Annotated in this window: 18 protein-coding genes; 4 read left to right on the forward strand and 14 right to left on the reverse strand. The window is 64.5% G+C overall.

Translation table 11 applies throughout. From position 1 onward, the window contains the following. Positions 1 to 2,555: DEAD/DEAH box helicase (locus tag GOPIP_RS22060; RefSeq protein WP_006372026.1), on the forward strand; the 2,555-nt coding region annotated here is incomplete at its 5' end. 63 nt (positions 2,556 to 2,618) lie between these two features. Continuing rightward, a complete protein-coding gene (locus tag GOPIP_RS22065) occupies positions 2,619 to 3,032 on the forward strand; it encodes a hypothetical protein (RefSeq protein WP_210739832.1) in 414 nt (137 codons plus the stop codon). Positions 3,033 to 3,089: 57 nt separating this feature from the next. On the opposite strand, the gene GOPIP_RS22070 is transcribed toward GOPIP_RS22065, so the two are convergent. Both GOPIP_RS22070 and GOPIP_RS22075 read right to left on the reverse strand, forming a co-directional pair. After that, positions 3,090 to 4,061, reverse strand: coding sequence for a GIY-YIG nuclease family protein (locus GOPIP_RS22070; RefSeq protein ID WP_138944158.1), 972 nt, complete (start codon positions 4,059 to 4,061; stop codon positions 3,090 to 3,092). Positions 4,062 to 4,267: 206 nt separating this feature from the next. Next, on the reverse strand, positions 4,268 to 4,852 hold the full coding sequence (locus tag GOPIP_RS22075) for a cysteine hydrolase family protein (RefSeq protein ID WP_035728690.1): 585 nt from the start codon (positions 4,850 to 4,852) through the stop codon (positions 4,268 to 4,270). Positions 4,853 to 5,017: 165 nt separating this feature from the next. Here GOPIP_RS22075 and GOPIP_RS22080 point away from each other — a divergent pair, with 165 nt between their 5' ends. After that, positions 5,018 to 6,322: a lipase family protein gene (locus tag GOPIP_RS22080; RefSeq protein WP_006372030.1), complete on the forward strand. Its 1,305-nt coding sequence runs from the start codon at positions 5,018 to 5,020 to the stop codon at positions 6,320 to 6,322. A 2-nt stretch (positions 6,323 to 6,324) separates the two neighbouring features. On the opposite strand, the gene GOPIP_RS22085 is transcribed toward GOPIP_RS22080, so the two are convergent. Genes GOPIP_RS22085 through GOPIP_RS22095 form a run of 3 tightly spaced genes read right to left on the reverse strand, consistent with a single transcriptional unit; the run spans position 6,325 to position 8,789 of the window. Next, positions 6,325 to 7,101, reverse strand: coding sequence for a hypothetical protein (locus tag GOPIP_RS22085; RefSeq protein ID WP_035728692.1), 777 nt, complete (start codon positions 7,099 to 7,101; stop codon positions 6,325 to 6,327). After that, positions 7,098 to 8,492 carry a hypothetical protein gene (locus GOPIP_RS22090; protein WP_006372032.1) on the reverse strand — a complete coding sequence of 465 codons (1,395 nt, stop codon included), beginning with the start codon at positions 8,490 to 8,492 and terminating at the stop codon, positions 7,098 to 7,100. The genes GOPIP_RS22085 and GOPIP_RS22090 overlap by 4 nt, the downstream gene beginning before the upstream one ends. 6 nt (positions 8,493 to 8,498) lie before the next feature. Next, positions 8,499 to 8,789, reverse strand: coding sequence for a hypothetical protein (locus GOPIP_RS22095; protein WP_138944159.1), 291 nt, complete (start codon positions 8,787 to 8,789; stop codon positions 8,499 to 8,501). 447 nt (positions 8,790 to 9,236) lie between these two features. On the opposite strand from GOPIP_RS22095, the gene GOPIP_RS22100 reads away from it, so the two are divergent. Next, complete coding sequence (locus GOPIP_RS22100; protein WP_211543060.1) at positions 9,237 to 9,626, forward strand: hypothetical protein; 390 nt, start codon at positions 9,237 to 9,239, stop codon at positions 9,624 to 9,626. A gap of 92 nt (positions 9,627 to 9,718) precedes the next feature. On the opposite strand, the gene GOPIP_RS22105 is transcribed toward GOPIP_RS22100, so the two are convergent. From GOPIP_RS22105 to GOPIP_RS28060, 9 genes are all read right to left on the reverse strand, one after another. Beyond that, entirely contained in the window at positions 9,719 to 10,192 is a 474-nt protein-coding gene (locus GOPIP_RS22105) for a TY-Chap domain-containing protein (RefSeq protein WP_006372035.1), read from the reverse strand. 82 nt (positions 10,193 to 10,274) lie between these two features. Then, entirely contained in the window at positions 10,275 to 11,357 is a 1,083-nt protein-coding gene (locus tag GOPIP_RS22110) for an HNH endonuclease (RefSeq protein WP_006372036.1), read from the reverse strand. 73 nt (positions 11,358 to 11,430) lie between these two features. After that, positions 11,431 to 11,850, reverse strand: a complete 420-nt coding sequence (locus tag GOPIP_RS22115; RefSeq protein WP_020172824.1) for a PASTA domain-containing protein — start codon at positions 11,848 to 11,850, stop codon at positions 11,431 to 11,433. A gap of 181 nt (positions 11,851 to 12,031) precedes the next feature. Then, the gene (locus GOPIP_RS22120) at positions 12,032 to 12,331 is read right to left on the reverse strand and encodes a hypothetical protein (RefSeq protein ID WP_006372039.1); all 300 of its coding nucleotides are present in this window, start codon (positions 12,329 to 12,331) and stop codon (positions 12,032 to 12,034) included. Between the two features lie 7 nt (positions 12,332 to 12,338). Continuing rightward, complete coding sequence (locus GOPIP_RS22125) at positions 12,339 to 13,265, reverse strand: hypothetical protein (RefSeq protein ID WP_006372040.1); 927 nt, start codon at positions 13,263 to 13,265, stop codon at positions 12,339 to 12,341. Between the two features lie 93 nt (positions 13,266 to 13,358). Then, positions 13,359 to 13,982, reverse strand: a complete 624-nt coding sequence (locus GOPIP_RS22130; RefSeq protein WP_006372041.1) for a uracil-DNA glycosylase — start codon at positions 13,980 to 13,982, stop codon at positions 13,359 to 13,361. Between the two features lie 19 nt (positions 13,983 to 14,001). Then, positions 14,002 to 15,294, reverse strand: a complete 1,293-nt coding sequence (locus GOPIP_RS22135; protein WP_006372042.1) for a hypothetical protein — start codon at positions 15,292 to 15,294, stop codon at positions 14,002 to 14,004. Between the two features lie 123 nt (positions 15,295 to 15,417). Then, positions 15,418 to 15,615: a DUF8548 family protein gene (locus GOPIP_RS28450; RefSeq protein WP_006372043.1), complete on the reverse strand. Its 198-nt coding sequence runs from the start codon at positions 15,613 to 15,615 to the stop codon at positions 15,418 to 15,420. Between the two features lie 214 nt (positions 15,616 to 15,829). After that, on the reverse strand, positions 15,830 to 16,675 hold the full coding sequence (locus GOPIP_RS28060; RefSeq protein WP_006372044.1) for a hypothetical protein: 846 nt from the start codon (positions 16,673 to 16,675) through the stop codon (positions 15,830 to 15,832). Positions 16,676 to 16,777 lie beyond the last annotated feature (102 nt).

Genomic DNA, 16,777 nt, shown 5'->3' on the forward strand with positions numbered 1-16,777 from the left:
ACGGACTCGTCGTCTCGCCGAACCTCGTGATCGACGGCCACATCTGGGACGGATCCCCCGCCGGGCTCCTCGGCGACCCCGAGCCACACGGGATCTTCGCGCGATCCGACAAGACGTTGCTCATGGGTCCGTTCACCCCGCCGGCGTCTATCGAGGCGCTCAAGAACTTGTTCGCGAATCGTTCGGCGCGCATCCCCGCAGCCGACATCGACGAGTTCGCCACCGAGATGCTTCCGCGGCTGGCCGAGTCGATGGCGGTCGAGGTGGTCGAGGATGCGCTGGTCGACGCCGAGGTCAGCGGCCCACAACTGCAGCTCACCGTCCGCTCCGACGACGAGGGCTCCGAGGTGACCTGGGAGGTCGCCTACGACGTCAACGGACGCCAACGGGTCTTTCCCGTCGACCATGCGTCGCGGCTTCGTGATCTCGACGCGGAGCAGCAGGCGTGGGCGAGCATCAGGCCGCTCCTGACGCACGCGGCGACGCTGTGCGGCGACTGGCGGAGGCAAGCCGTCCGCCACCGCATCGCGTCGTCGAATCGCGCGACGGACCTGAACCGCGCGACGGACCTGAACCGACTGCTCGTCACGCCGGCCAAGTCGCTGATCGAGGCCGCCGACATCCCGGCGCTCACCCGGCCGTTGCGATTCGCGCCGCTGGAGGCGGCGATGCTGCACGTCGAGGTGCTGCCGCAACTCCGGGAGCTCGGGGTGGAGGTGATCTTCGAGGGTGAGGTGCTCGATTACCGTGAGGCGGACTCACCACCGCAGATCTCGTTCGGTGGGAAGGACTTCGGCAATTCCGACTGGTTCGGGCTGACCATCACCATCGACATCGGTGGCAACAAGGTCGCCCTTGCCGACATCGTGCGGGAACTGTCCGGCAAGGCCACCCACATGCTGCTGCCCAACGGCATCTACTTCGCGTTGGACAACCCGGAACTGAAGCGGCTGGCCGAACTCATCGACGAGGCCCGTGCGCTCGGCGAACTCGAGAACGGCAAGGTGCGCCAGCGCTCCCACAACGCAACCCTGTGGGACGAGCTGATGGCACTCGGCGTCGTCGACAAGGAACTCGCCGAGTGGGAGGCGCGGATGAAACGCCTCGCCGCAGCGCAACCGCCGGCGCCGTGCGCGCTCCCCGAGGGCTTCACCGCCGAACTCCGCGATTATCAGGCCGAAGGTTTGAACTGGCTGAACTTTCTGTGGGAGAACAGGATCGGTGGCATCCTCGCCGACGACATGGGGTTGGGCAAGACGGTGCAGACCCTCGCGATGATCGCGTCGGCGCTGCACGACGAACCCGACGGACGTTTCTTGGTGGTCGCACCCACCAGCGTCATCTCCAACTGGGCCGCCGAGGCCGCGCGCTTCACCCCCGACCTCGAGGTCCTCACCGTCACCGCCACCAGCGCCCGCGTCGGGGTCCCGCTCGCCGAGCGGATCGCCGGCCGACAGATCGTCATCACCTCGTATGCGTTGATGCGCATCGGGTTCGAGGAGTTCGACGAGGCCGACTGGACCGGCGTCATCTTCGACGAGGCCCAGTTCGTCAAGAACCACAACTCCAAGGGCCACCAGTGTGCTCGACGGTTGCGGGCCGATTTCAAACTCGCCATCACCGGCACCCCGATGGAGAACAACCTGATGGAGTTGTGGTCGTTGCTGTCGCTGACCGCGCCCGGGTTGTTCTCCTCACCGAAGACGTTCACCGAGTATTTCCGCAAGCCCATCGAATCCGGGGTGGAGCCCGAGCGGCTGGCGTTGCTGCGCCGCCGGATTCGGCCCGTCATGCTGCGCCGCACCAAGGAGCAGGTCGCCGCGGATCTGCCCGCCAAGCAGGAGCAGGTTCTCTCCATCGATCTGAACACCAAGCACGACAAGATCTATCAGACCCGCCTGACCCGGGAACGGCAGAAGGTGCTCGGGCTGCTCGGCGACTTCGATGAGAACCGCTTCGCGATCTTCCGGTCGCTGACCATGCTGCGGCAGCTGAGTTTGCACGCCGGGCTCGTCGAGGATCAGCATGCCGGGATCGCGTCGGCGAAGATCGACTACCTGGCCGAACAACTCCCGGACCTCATCGCAGAAGGCCACTCCGCGTTGGTGTTCAGCCAGTTCACCGGATTTCTGCGGCTCATTGAGGAGCGGCTGGTCGATATGGGTCTCGACGTCAGCTACCTCGACGGGTCGATGTCGGCGACCCAGCGCGCCAAGGAGATCAAGCGGTTCACCGGCGGTAAGACGCAGGTGTTCCTGATCAGCCTCAAGGCCGGTGGTTTCGGGCTGAACCTCACCGAGGCCGACTACTGCTTCGTCTGCGACCCATGGTGGAACCCCGCGACCGAAGCCCAAGCCGTCGACCGCGCCCACCGCATCGGTCAGACCCGCCCGGTCAACGTCTACCGCCTGGTGTCGGCGGGCACGATCGAGGAGAAAGTCGTTGCGCTACAAGAACGCAAGCGCGAACTGTTCACCGCCGTGGTCGATGACGGCGACCTGTTCGGGTCGGCGATCGGCGCCGACGACATCCGGGAGTTGATCGGGGGGAAGTAGGTGGCGGTGCACCGTCCCCGGAGGTTCGGGGTGTCCGGCTCGGCCTGTACCAGTGAGCTGACGATGAGTGAGGTCGAGTCCGCGGTGACCAAGCGGACCGAGTTGCTGTTGCGCTCTGTTGACGTCACGTGGGCCGGCCGCGTGAGGTACACGCCGACTGCGTACGGGTCCGTGTCGTCGTACGTGACCGCCTCGCCGGAGATGCTGGTCGCGGTCGACGTGATCGAGGACGCCGGATACGCATGCGCGACCTTCGAGGTGCCCGACAGTGTTCTTGCTCAACGTATCTCGAAGGTACTGTTTGATCTCGAATTCGACGACGATCCGACGATCTGCATTCGCACCGGTACGTCGCACCCGATCTCGGGGCACATGGCCGACACCCTTCTAGTCCTCTTCGATGAACTCGACCGCCGTCGGGTGCTCGTCGAGTACGACGGACCGATCACCGACGATGAGGGGAGGCCGCTGGAGTGAGGCGAGCGGCGGCTGGCGGATGTCGGCCGACAGCCGAATGCCAACCAGCCGTCGCGGTCAGTGTGGGGAGCCGAAGGTCGCAGGCGTCCACCGCGTAGCTCGGTCCAGCGCACTGTCGGCGAGAAGAACGTTGTGGGCGTCGCGGTACCGACCCGCGACCCGCCCTTTGCGCATCCGGTCGAGCGCGAACCGCGCCACTGCCTGACGAACCTCGGGAGAGGTGGTCATCACTTCGATGAAGCTCTCGACCGACGTGAACTCGAGCCCTTCCTCATTCGGAGCTCCGATGGCATGCACGAGCCCACGACGTTTCATGCCCGATCTCCAGTTGCGCAACCAGGTGCGGGCCGGCGGTAAGGTCGGTGAGTCCGCACCCACGTAGATCGAGGTGCGTTTCTTACGAGGATCGTGATGTGCGTAGAACATCTCCAGGTAACCCATGTTGAGGGTCACGATCCTTTTGTCCGACCATTGCGGAAGGCATGTGAGACTCCAGTATTCGTTCTCCGTCTCCTCCGGAAACGGTGTGCACGCCCGGAGGTAGAGCGATAGGGCGTCGAGTACGTCGTCGGCGAACGGCAACTTGACGAACTTCTCGAAGCGCTTTCGCGCGCGTGCCTCGTCGGACGCGGTGCGGGAGAGCGCGCGAGAAATGCTGCTGTTCTGGCCGACAGGATCGTGGAACCACGCTTGTTGACGTTCGACGGAGATCTTGTCGTCGAAGACCGATGCCCCATGGATGACGGCGCTGTGCTCACGGTTGAACACGGTGAACCCTTGCGCGAGAGCATCGTGAATGAGGTCGCGTTCGATGTCGCGTAGCGCGCTCCGGTTGCCTGCGTTGGCGCGATAACGAAAGCGTTGGATGTTTGCCTCAGGGTAGTTGGCGACGTGCTGACGAAGCCGTGTACACACCGAGGCGTTCGAGATGCCGATGTAGATCTCGTGCTTCTCGGACTCCCACATGTAGAGGCCCACCGGCGGTTTGGAACTTCGCTTGCGCAGCGCCCTCAGGGACGCCTCTGACATCTCTGTGGCGGACCCGAACTTGTTTTGGTCGGCCCACTTCGCAATCGCTGGGTCGGGCTGCCAATCCGGAATCAGATGGTTTGCGAACTTCGGCACGAGAGGATCATAGGCGCGACCGAAGTCGGCTGCGATCCGAGACGTTCCGGTACCAGCGTCCAGCAACTCGAGTACGTCTGGACCCGCGGCTGACGCGGACCCTCACCCGGTCACTGACGACGGGCCGCGCCCGCGGGGATGAGCGCGAGAACGTCTGCTGTTGAACCGGTCTCGGCGATCTGCGGGAAGATCGACTCGACGCTGTGCGCGTGACGGTCAGCGCTCGAGTCGGTCATCGCATCCGTCGGCAGTGACACGTGGAAGCCCGCTTCATGGGCGTCGCGGGCGGTGGACTCCACACCCGCCCCGCTGGCGATGCCGACCACGACGACCTGCGTGACGCCGCGCGCCCGCAGTGTCTCGACGAGCCCGGTACCGACGAAGGCGCTCCGCGAGTGTTTGGTGACGACTATGTCGCCGGGCTCGGGAGCGAGTTGATCGATGAACTCGGTGGCCTCCGGTGCGATGGTGCGCGCCGGCTGCCCGGCGTTGCGGTCGGTCCGGCCGGGCGGAATGCCCGCGACGTTGACCATCACCACCGGCAGATCGTGCGCGCGGAAGGCGGTGACCAGCTCACCGATCCGATCGATGACCTGCGCCGTCGGATGCGGCGCCAGATCGTCACGGAACGCGATCCCGCGTTGCATGTCGATGACGATCAGCGCGGTCATCGGGTCGAGAGTGGTCATGGTCACGATGCTTCTCCTTGCGTGCGCGTCGACTCGTCGAACCTGAAAGTACGCCCTGAACCTGGCAATGCTGGAATGGCTGTGCGGCCCCCGACCGTTGAAGAACGTAGAGGGCACCTGCACCCGTCTGACCTGGTGTGCGGGTGCCGCGACACGGAAAAGAGGTGTGTGATGGTTGCCGACCTGAGCACGGCGAATGCAGCGGCGCACGGCGCGGACGCCATGGACGAGGCTCCTGCGCCGATACTGCCCACGGAGGACGACTTCTATGACGCGCCCGACGGCTTGGAGAGCTTGGCGCCGGGCGAGATCATTCGGACGCGGCAGGTGGAGCTCAAGGACTTCTGGACCTCGCATCACCGCAACATGGGCTGGCAGGTGCTGTACCGCTCCACCGACCTGAACGGTGTGGCCGGGGTGGCCGCGACCACCATCGTCCTGCCACGTCGCCGAGCGACCGGGGCCAAGTTCCAGCTGCTGTCGTTCCAGTGCGCGATCGACGCCGTCACCTCGAGCTGCTTCCCGTCATACGCGTTGCGCAAGGGGACAGGGGCGCGGCGTGCGGTGGCGCCGTTCGAGTTCCTGGTGGTGCGGCGCGCACTCGCGAAGGGCTGGGCGGTATCGATCCCCGACCACGAGGGCATGCGCGGTGCATGGGGTGCGCCCCGTGAACCCGGATATCGCACGCTCGACGGTATCCGCGCGGCCCTCGCGCTCCCCGAACTCGATCTTGCCCCCGACGTGCCGGTCGGCATGTGGGGCTACTCCGGCGGCGGCCTGGCCACCGCGTGGGCTGCCGAAATGGCACCGACGTACGCACCGGAACTGAACCTGATCGGCGCGGTCCTCGGCTCGCCGGTCGGCAACATGGCCTCCGCGTTGCTGCGTCTCAACGGGGGATTCCACGCCGCGCTGCCGATCATGGTGATTGCCGGGCTGCGGCGCGTCTACCCCGCGCTCGACGCCGCCATCAACGAGCACGCCACCGAGGCGGGCCGGCGCAACCTCGACGCGATCGCCCGCACCGGAACACCGGAAGCATTGCGCGAATTCAAGAATCACGACGTCGACGATTATCTCGACATCCCGGTCGCCGACATGCTCGCGCAGCCCGAGATCGCCGAGATGATGACCGACATCCAACTCGGCAGTCACACACCGACCATTCCGCTGTTGGTGGTGCAGGCGGTGCGCGACGAGGTGATCGACGTTGACGACATCGACAGTCTGGTCGAGCGTTACCGCGAGAACGGGGCGTCGGTGATGTATGTGCGCGATCAACTCAGCGAGCACTACTCGTTGCTGCCGCTGTCGGGGCCGCTGGCCGTCTCGTGGCTCTCGCACCGGCTCGCCGGCCGGCCGGCCCGCGACCGCACGGTGACTTCTGTTGCCGGACAACCGGAACCGCGGATCTCGCGGCAGTGGGTGACGGGCCCGTTCCGTAAGGCCGAGGCGGCGTCGACGCCGAAGGCGTGAGATCACTCGATTCCGAAGCGCCGCTCAAGGAGTCGTTCCCGGCTGCGCCGGTCTGCGAGCTCGTCCCGTGCTTGCGGATGCTGCCAGTAGTAGTGCAGCAGTGTGTGCAGGGTGAGTGGTCCCACGCATGACAGCGATGCGTCGTAGTCGGTTCGGCCTGCCAGGGAACGCACTTCGACGCGCATCGTTGCTTTGAACCGCGCGGGCCGCAGCTCCAGAAGTGCCTCCCACGGTGTGGTGAATTCCCGCCTGGTGCCCGGTTCGAAGGTCACTGTTGTTGGCGTCAGGATCACTGCGACGCCCGTGCGTGGTCGGAACGCGGCGACGACTCCGCAGAAGCAGAGAGCTGCACCAACCAGCATCATGATCGTCACCGGCGTCTCGTCTCCGGGTACGGCCATGTTGGTGACCGTCCCGGTGTGTACGCCGTAACCGATTGCCAGACAACCGATGAACGCTGCGAGCGAGCTCGGCAATAGTGCCCATGACCGCGGACGCACGTCGATGACCAGCCCGCTGGCGGTCGATCGCACCGGTGCGCGGGCAAGCGAACGTCTGTCGATGGACAGCAGGACGAACATGTTGAGCCCGAGGATCGTGAACGTGACACCCCAGGACAGCAGATAGATTTCGTGCGCCGGTGTGCGATCTTGCGCTCCGATCGCCGCCACCACCAGGATCCAGACACCGCACGCAGTGACCATCAGACCGAAGAGTGCGGTCAGTTGCTGCGCCCGCTTCCACACCGTGGGAAGAGGAAGTTGTTGTCGTGTTGTCATTTCGGGCATACCAACCGTCCGATCTCGTCGCCTGCTTTGCCGAATACCCAGGTGCCGGCCGCGGCGCCGGCACCGGCACCGAGTACTGCCAGGGGGCCGGCCGGGGCTGACACCCCGGCTGCTGCGGCGCCCATGGCCCATCCGCCCGCGCCGCCCATGATCCCGCTCATCAGTGCACGGCATGCCTCGTAGTTGTTGTCGGCGTTGATGATGTCGGATGCTGCGACCGCGATCGACAGCGCGGGGCCGCCGAACTTCATCCCCGACGCGATGCCGGCGCGGGCGATGGGCCCGGCTTCGAGGTGTCCGTTCTTGGCAGCCACTTCCATCGAGGCCATCCCGGCGCCGAACAGTGTCTCGCTCTGATGGGTGAAGTAGCCGGCGTCGGCCGGCAGGTCTTCGTTGCGGGTGCCGTCGGGATTGAGCGTCCACCCCTTCTTGGCGCCGTCGGCGGCCACCACCTTGTACGCACCGCCCGACGGGGTTTGGATGCGCGTGGCAACGGTTCCCGAACGGTCGCCGCGGGTTTCGTTGATGGCGACCACCAGGTTGCCCTGCGGATCGTACTGAGTTTCGGTGTGCGAGGCGAGAGTGTCGTCCGCGGCGAACCCCGCCTCGACGACGCCGTCGTTCCCGACCGCCGACGTCGTGCGGTCGGTGATCACGGTCCGACCGCCGTCCTGCATGAGCACAGTCGTCGTCGAGCCGTTGACGACAGTGTCGGTGTCGACGCGGGCGATCGTGGTCGCGGCGTCGACGTCGCGGATCTGGCCCTGCCGGAGCTGCCCCATGAGTTCAGCCGGATTGGGTACCTCGTCCTGCGGAGGAGCCGCACTGGTGTTGATCATCGCCTCCATCATGGTGGGCGCCTGCGGCAGGGTGACGGCATGTGACTGTGCCGCCGCGCGCAGGCTGTTGGCGGTTGAGTCGTCGGCGGTGCCGACGGCGACGAGTTTGGTGTTGGTCGCCTTCTGCGCCGAATCCCGTTGTTTGCGTAGCTCAACCAGCGCCGCGGACGTGAACTCCTTCGGTCGGATCAGGACCACCCAGAGGTCGTTCACCCACAGATCGCCGGTCTCCACAGCGGTCACGTGATCGAGCAGCGATGACCGTGCCCACGCAAGATCGTGTGCCCCGATCGTCAATGCACCTGAGACGGCCTCGGCCGCATCTGCGATCGCGTACGCCGCACGCTTGGCCTGATCGAACGACTGTTGGGCCGCGGTTTGCGCCGGACCCGTCCACCCCTGGTACTCGGGCAGTCCGGCGCATTGCCCCGCCGCGTATTCGGCCGCGGTCTCGATGGCCGACCCCGCGGTCTTTACGGTGTCGGCGGCTTCGGTGAGTTGTTCCGGGTGCCAGCTCTGCAGGCGAGAACGACTGGGCAGCATGCGGTGTCAGGACTTCCACACCGATGAGAGAGCGGTGGCGACCTCGGTGTCTTGAGCGACGTAGTTGTTGGCGCTGCCCCGCACAGCCGCACCCATCGCGTCGAGGTGGCGGGCAAAGGTGTCGACGAGATCGACGAATCCCTCGCCGACGAGAGCTGCGGTGTACGCCGTGGTCGAGCCCGGAATGCACCGCCCGGCAGCCGTGATCGCGTCGGCGAGGTGGGCGTCGGCCACCGCCTGCGACGTCTGCGTCACCTGTGTTCCGAATGCGCGCAACGCATCTGGATCGACGTCCACCACACCCCCGTATGTCGCGTTTGTCCGGTCGGGGATGAACCTAACACGGCCCGCGGGTGGGGCCGTGTTGGTTATCCACAGGACGGTGTGGGGGTCAGTCCTCGAGGTCGGGTACCGCCCACAGATGGCGCTTGCGGTTCATCCGTTCGGCCGAATGTCCGATTCGTCCGAACGTACGAAAACGCATGATGGGTACAGACATAGCCTGTGGGAGCGGTTAGCGTCGGGCTGGGAGAAGCGAACTCGATTGGCGCTGTCGGGATTCCGACAGCGAAGGCATCAGGGCGAAAGGGACTCTGGGTGAATACACGACTACGGGCCGCGATAGTGGCTGCGACCGCGGGCATCAGTATCGCGTTGGGCACGATCGGCACGACCACTGCGTCCGCGGATCCCTGGGATGGACGATCTGTCGCATCGGGTTCCAACGCAAACGGCAAGGCCCAGGTGACGTTCGCCAACGACTCCGACGATCAGTGGTCCTGCGTTGCGTGGGTGTGGGACTCCTCGAAGAAGGCCGAGCTCGACCAGTATCTCGCGGATTGGCATGCGACGGGATACAACCCGGGAGTGATCGAGACCCTGGGAGATCCCGTCGGCAACCGTAGCGTGATTGTTCCTGCGCGCCAGACTGTTACCTCTCCCGTGTGGAAGAGTTCAAGTGTGGGGCAGGGGTACCCCACCGATCTGCCGGCAGGCTCCTATGTTGGTTTCGGGGGTTGCAGCGCGGAAGGAGCATTCAATACTTTCGACATCAGCGGCGGTGGTTCGACCAACCCGGGAACCCCGGACCCGGGTGGCAGCGCGTGGGGCAGTGTCGGCAGCCTGTTGCCCTGATCAGTCGTGATGGTGACCGGCTTGCTATCGGTCACCTTTCACCGCGGCCCCCGCCGACCTTGTGTCGGCAGTGGGGCCGCAGTGTCGCGCGGTTAGTCCTCGAGGTCGGGTACCGCCCACAGATGGCGTTTGGTGGCGGCCGAGTACAGCGGCGCGTGGTCTGCGAACGGCGTCGCAGTCCTGCAGGCGTCGCGTAGCAACAGGAACGTGGGGAATGGGATGTCCCAGGTCTCGCGCAGGAGTCGGATGCAGTGGACGGCGGTCACTCCGTGCTGGTGTCGGGTGATGTCGAGGACGTGTTCACGGCGGCTGGGTAGGTGACGGAAACCGGCGCTGGTCAGCGCCGCTTCGCTGTGGCCGTCCTCGCCCAGCGCGTCGTCGGCAATGGTGCAGCGAATGCGTCCGGGTTTAGTGGCGCGGAAGGTGATGAGCTGGAGACGATCTGAGGCACGGAAGGATTCGAGGAAGTCGAATCGTCCGGGGGCGAGGTCGCCGAGTCGGGCGGCGAGATCCTCGGTGAACGCTCGCCAGGTGTCGGTGATGGTCTGTTCCGGAGAGGTGGTCATGCGGCTCCATCGTCAGCGGTGAGTGTTCCCCGCAGGTGGCGGGGTGACTCGCACAGTAGACGTGGGTACCGACAGAGTCGGGTCAGAATCGTGCGTCCGTCCACCGGAAGTCGCCGCGCTGCAGGGGTTCGATGCGTTTGGGGGCGTACCACGTCGGCGTGGTGGAGGGTTGCGTCGAGTACAGGCCGTGGGAGGCGGAGACGACGCGATCGAATTGGCTTGGCCAGTAGATGGTTTCGGCGAGGGAGTCGAGGACGGAGCGACCGCGGTCGAGCGCGCGGGTGACGTGCGTCGGCGCGGGGAGGAGGTCGGACTTGCTGGTGTTGCAGGATTGGCAGGCCAGCACGAGATTGGTCAGCCCGTCGATCCCGACGCGCGACCACGGGAGTACGTGATCGACGTGGCGTCCCGCGCGCAGCCGCGCATTGCAGTAGAAGCAGTCGTTGCCGAAGTGGTCGGCGAGCACTTCGGCCGGTCGGGCGAGGGAGACGCGTTCGGTGCCGAAGAGGTGTGCGGCGATGTCGGGCTCGTCACCGAGGACCTCACGGTTCATGCGTCGCACGTCGTCGACCCAGGCGAGCTGGAACGCCGGCTTGACCAGCGGGGCGAGGCGGGCGAGGGTGTGGCAGACACCGGGGAACAGTTCGATCTGGTTGCCGTGGGCGTCGATGACGCGCGTCGAATCGGTGCCCAACCAGGAGTCGTCGTAGAGGAAGCACTCATAGGTTCCGGTGCCGACGCGCTGCAGGAGCTTCAGCGGATAGCGCACCAGGTTTTTCTTGATCGCGGACTGCGCTGCCTGGTACTCCTGTGGCACAGCCATTTTGGCGCTCTCGATCGGGATCTGACGCAGTCGCGCCGTGGTACTCGCAGCACGCAGTGCAGTGAGCTGACTGAACACGACCCCACGTCCGTCGTTGGACTGGCGGAGGATTACGTGCGACTTCTCGTCCAGCGGCCGAAGCTGCGTCCAGTAGAGCGCCATCACCCGCTCGGTGAGGTCGTCGAGATCGATTGACACCGCGGCGCCCGGATCGTCGGGTACCGACTCGACCGCGAGATCCAACAACGCGACCATCACCGCGAGCTTGTAGGTCGCCGTGCGGTGCCCGCCCTCCAGGACCGCGACCAGCTGCTGGCCGAGGGTGAGGGGATCGGTGGGCATGGGTGGAGTGTAGTGCGGGTGGTGGCGCTGCAGGCCGATCTCCCGGGCGAGACGAAGCTGGGCGGCTCAGTGCTCAGCAGGGATTCGGCTCGCCGATCTTGACCGCCGACAATACGGCCTGGCCCTCGGTGACCGGACTTCCCGCGGGAGGGGTCTGCGACACGACGATCCAGTTGCTGTCAACGATTTGGCTTCGGCCTTCGCCGGTTGCATCCTCGCTGCGGGAGAAGAACACTCCGGCTCGCTGGATGGCGTTCTGCGCGGCCTGCAGGTTCATACAAACGACGTTCGGCATGGTTGCCGGTTCGGCCGCTGCGGTCGTGGTTGCCGCCGGCGGAACCGCGTTCTGCGTCGTGGCGACCGTGGTCGAAGGCAGGACCTCGGTGGTCGTGGTGACCGTATTCGGCGCGACAGCGGGTGTGGTCGTCGAGGTGGCGTCCGAGGACGAGGTGCTGCTACACGCGGACGCTGTCAGTATGACGGCGAAGGTCACCGATAGAGCTGCCACACAACGAGATACCGTCTTCATCGTTACCGATCCTCCTGAAGTTTCCACGCCCACGGTGGGGTGCATCGCCAGAACGGTACGCACTAATCACGTCCGAAGAGTCCGATTTCGCGGGAGGTTCCTCCGGGTGGTGGACATGCGGGGAGATGATCGGCGGGTTGGGTTGTCAGTTCTGTGTCCCCATCGTCGAGTCTGGGTGCAGTGCTGAGAGATAGCGCTCCGGATCGGCGTCGTACCGCTTGTTCTCTTCCTCGCAACGCGCCAGCATCGCGGCCTTTTCGGCCTCGAGATGTTCACGTCGCGCGGCGTTCCGTCGGGCCAACTTGATCACGACGAACACAAGGGCACCGGCTGCGATCAGTCCGACGACGAGGTACCAGAAATGGATCACGAACCAGATGACTGCGCCGATCACCAACACCGCGCCGACGAGCAGCGGATTTGTGTCAGAACTCTTGGAGGACATGATTTTCCTAGATCTTTGGACCGAGCACAATCGGCGTCGGCGGCGTGAAGGTGGGGTTGTCGGGCAGTGGTTGCTCGCACAGGGAGTCACCGACGTGTTTCACCGTTCGTGCGGATGCGAAGGGCGACTCGCCTTGGCGTGCCAACGAATCGTCGTACCAAGCAAACCACGGGTATCCGTAAGCGCGGTACTCGTCGATGGTCAGGGGAGGGTGATGCGGTGGCTCGTCTGTGAGCGTCTGCCACGCAGTTGAGTTCACGATCTTCACCGTTGCACTCGACAGGGTGGTGTCGCACCAGTTGTCGTGTGACTCGAGGGGAGTGGCGACCGACTGTTTGATAGTTCCGCCGGCGCCGAAGCCCATGCCGTCACCGTCCGCGGGTGGGCACGCGCAAAAGTCCAGTGTGGGAGGCGGTATGACTTCGCGTTGGGTCCAGACCTCGGCCTTGATCGGAACGACGGAGAACTCGATGGTTCCGGTGTCTTTGCCGGAGAGTTGTTCGGCGACGGTGTAGCCCGTGCCCAGAGGCATCGCGACGAACTGTCGCACGGTGGTGTCGTCGACACGGAATCCGTCGAGCCACGGCTGGGTATCGGATTCCAGATAGTCCTCCGACCCGAAGTCGGGAACGGGGGAGTACGGGTCACCAGTGATCGCATTGACCCCACCGACGCCCACCTTGATCAGGAACGGGTACTGCGTGGGTGAGGAGAAGCCGATCCAGGAGGCCTCGGCCTGCCACATCGGCATGATGAAATCGTCGCGCTCGCCTACCTGTCGCAGGTCGAACTCGCCGAGACCAGGCGGCAGGCCGTAAGTGGTCGCGTCATCGGGCACACGCAGCGTTCGGTGGAAGGTGATGTGCAGGAGCGCGGCCTGGTCGATCTCCGGGAACGAAAAGACCAGGGAGCCATCAACAATGGTTGTAGCCATGAGACCTCCTAGGTGTTCTGAACACAAGGTAGGCGAGGCCTACGACAGAATCGGGTTCACCGGGAGCACTGGGCTCTGGAGTCGTTGTTCGTGTCACCGAAGCCGCTCTGCCACATCGGCTATCGCGGCCTCGAACCGTTCTCGTCCGCCCGCAGTGTTGAGTCCCCGCATCGAGCAGTGGGGGATGTTGCCCGCGGGAACGTACAGTCTGCCGCGCGTGATGGCGGCCCGCTTCCAACCGTCGCGGGCTGCGGCCCCGAGGAGGAGCACGATCTCGAGATCGGGGAGGAGGTCGACCACTTCCCGGGTCCAGCGCGCGCCTCGGGCGCGTTCGTCTGGCGTCGAACCGCCGTTCTTCACCCCCGAGACCGGGAACGGCACGACGTTCCAGTGCACGACGTTCGACCATGCAACGCCGTGCCGCGCGTACGCCTCTCGGCAGTTACGGGCGGTTCGATCGTTGTTGTCCAGGCTCAGCAGCCCCGAACCCGAGCCGGACTCGGCCTTGGTCGATGGGTTGTCCAACAGCACGAGCATGCGGGCGTGGATACCGCCGGTGTCCGGGTCGACGTAGGGCACCTCACCGCGCTGGAAGCCCTCCGCGTTGGCGATACGGTCGGCGAGTTCGTTGAGTAATCGAACATGCGGCGCACGAATCCGGTCCATCTTGTCTGCGACAACCCGTGGGTCGGCGTTGCGGCCGTTGACATTTCCCATTGAGTCTCAGCTTCTCGAATCAACCGGCGAGTGCGGGAAAGACGGTGACCGAGCCGTCCTGCTCCTGGGCGATCTCGATGGTCACGTCCGGGCGATGCGCGGGGAGTGTGGCCAAGTCTCCGAGCTGGCGGAGGTTCTCACCCGTGTTGAGTAGCTTGTCGACGTCTCCCGAGGAGAAGACGAAGTCGCGGATGCCGTGGGACCGATCAAGACGGAGTGACGACAAGTGCAGGAGCACTTTCCGCATGCGCCCATCGATCGCGTCGATCTCGCGTTGCTCCACCTCAAGGGTCTGCAGGAAGCGTTCGAACGGGTTGCTCTGGGAGAGCTGGGCGTGCTCGACGGCCTGCAGGACGAGGGTGCGTCGCTTCATCGCAATGGCGGCTTGGGCAAGTTCGAGATGCGCATAGAACTCACTGTTGCGCTGATCGATGCCGGGAATGGCCTTCGTCAGCTCGTTCACTTCGACCTTTCCGTCGCCGAGCCCGTCGAGCGACTTCTCCAGCTTCGACAGCCGCGATTCGGCCTTGACCATGGCCGTGTCGATGATGTTGACCGCGGGTTCGAGGCCGAGCGTGACGCCGAGCTTGCCCTCGTCGAGCAGGATGGCGGTGGCCTTGGTGATGGCGCTGCGGCATCCCTCCAGACGATGCTGTTCGTCTTCGAGATTGTGTGCGTCGAGTTTCTCGAGGAGCTCGGTCATCCGCTCCATCGCCTGACGGCGTTGCTGATCGGCGTACGCGCTGACGCCGACCGCAACAGCCATCAGCACCAGCGGCGCGGCCACCGTCAGCGCGCCGGCCCCCGCAGCCGCGACACCGGCGGTGGCAGCGGACCCACCTGCAGCGCCGGCGGTCGCGGCCTTGCCCGCAGCGACGGGAACGAACGTGGCCTGACCGACGATCTTCGATCCTCCGACGAGGGCGCCATGGATACCGCCGGCCTTGGCAGCCATCGGTTTGACGATCCCGCTGCCCATCTGCGCGGCGACCTTGGCCGGCACGACCATGCGGTACAGGGTCTCGCCACCATCGTGGGCGACCTTCGGTGTTTGCTTGACCAGTTGCGCCAAGTGCTGCGCGAGCGGGCTGGCACTGGCCAGGTGAATGCCACTCGAGCGCTCGACCTTCTTGGGCAGCGCGTACGCCTCCAACGTCGCGATCGGCGCCTCGCTGAACGCGGCCAGCGCGTTGCGGAGGCTGTCCAGCCGCTCGGGTGTCATCGACGCCTTGTCGTCGACGATGGACGGGATCTGGACCTCGCGGGTGGCGAGAGTCCACACCGGAACCGGCTCGAGTGCGTGTTCAGTCATGAGGCTCTCCGTACTGCTGTGGGGGTGGACCGAATGTAACCGACACATCCGACAAGACGGACGGATCGTCTGATCGGAGGACATGCCTCAATGCCGTTTGACGGAGCGATGGAAGCTCGTCGACTACCGACGAGCAGCCAGCCAAATCGCGTGATCGATCTCCCACGGCGTGACCTTGCGGTCAAGCTGCTCCGAGCAGACGGGAGCCGCGGCCAGGATGTAGTCCTTCGCGAGTTGAGGATCGACCTCGACGCCGAGATCGCTGAACCACCGGCGCACCATGCGGTCGGGTTCGGCGGCGACTCTTAGGTTCCCTCTCATTCCGCATTGCAGACTGCTACTCCTGCTGTCGGTGAGCTTATTGAGAAAACTGCCCAGTCCTGCCGGCTGGAACTGTTCACCGGTGTGGCACCGCCATAAGGCCGGGCTTTCCCTCGGTTCAGGTGTCTCTGAGCACACCGGATCGACCGCATAGCCATAGACGCTACATGTTCACAATGACGAGATCGCCGCGGGCTGTTATTGAGAAGCCCACTTAGATCTGTTTAGGAACTGACCAGCTGCTAACAAGTGAAATTCCGGCAGGGATTGCGACGGTCAGGAAGTAGGTGGCAAAAATGCCCCATCCGCTTGATGCAAAGTCATTTCCATAAATCATTGCCCCGCCGAAACCGCTGGCGACTAATGCATAACCGACTACTGTCAGCGAAGTCCACGGAAGTAAGTTGGTCTCGATACTTATGCTGGCATTTGACTGTATCGCTTGCTGAATTGTCTTAGTCCGGCGGAAAATTGCAAGCCAAGAGAGTATGACTGTAGCAACCGATACCATGAACGCTCCCCAGACGAGCCAGGCCCAACCGGACACGACGAAGCGGAAGTACTGCTGAAATGCTGCAGCCAGAAGTATGGTGGTAGCGGCGACGACTGCAGCCGACATCGCAGCAGCGATCCACAGTATGAAGATCTTTTCCTTCCGTGTTTCGTCTGGACTCGACAACGTCTGCGTTGGGTCATCCTCTAGTGTGACGAGGTGTTGAACTAGCATCACCGCTATACCAGTCATTAGCGCGACGCCTCCGATCGCGAGGACACCAGAGGCAGCCATGCCTTGTGCCCAGGCGCGAGCGCATATACCGGCAGTAGTCACGTTGAGCCCGGTGAGATAGCTAAACAGGTAGCTGTCCAGTGCGAGAGCGACCATTGCGGCGGCGAAGATGCCCAGGGTACGAACCTCGCGAAGCTTACCTGACGAGATCAGGACGGTGATGGTAGCCACGAGAAGGCCAGCCAGAACTCCTGCCAGTTGCGAGTTCGAAGACGCCGAGTCGACAATGCTCCATTGCACTTTTGGCGTTGTACAACCTTCATGAATATCCATAATGATCCCGGTTCTATGTGGTCTGTTGTAAGTCGGTCAGGCGTTGCTCGAGCAAGCTCGGAGGGCCTTGGACTCAATTTGGTGAAATACTCAGGCGACCCC

Source organism: Gordonia polyisoprenivorans NBRC 16320 = JCM 10675 (assembly GCF_000241325.1).
Classification (GTDB): Bacteria; Actinomycetota; Actinomycetes; order Mycobacteriales; family Mycobacteriaceae; genus Gordonia; species Gordonia polyisoprenivorans.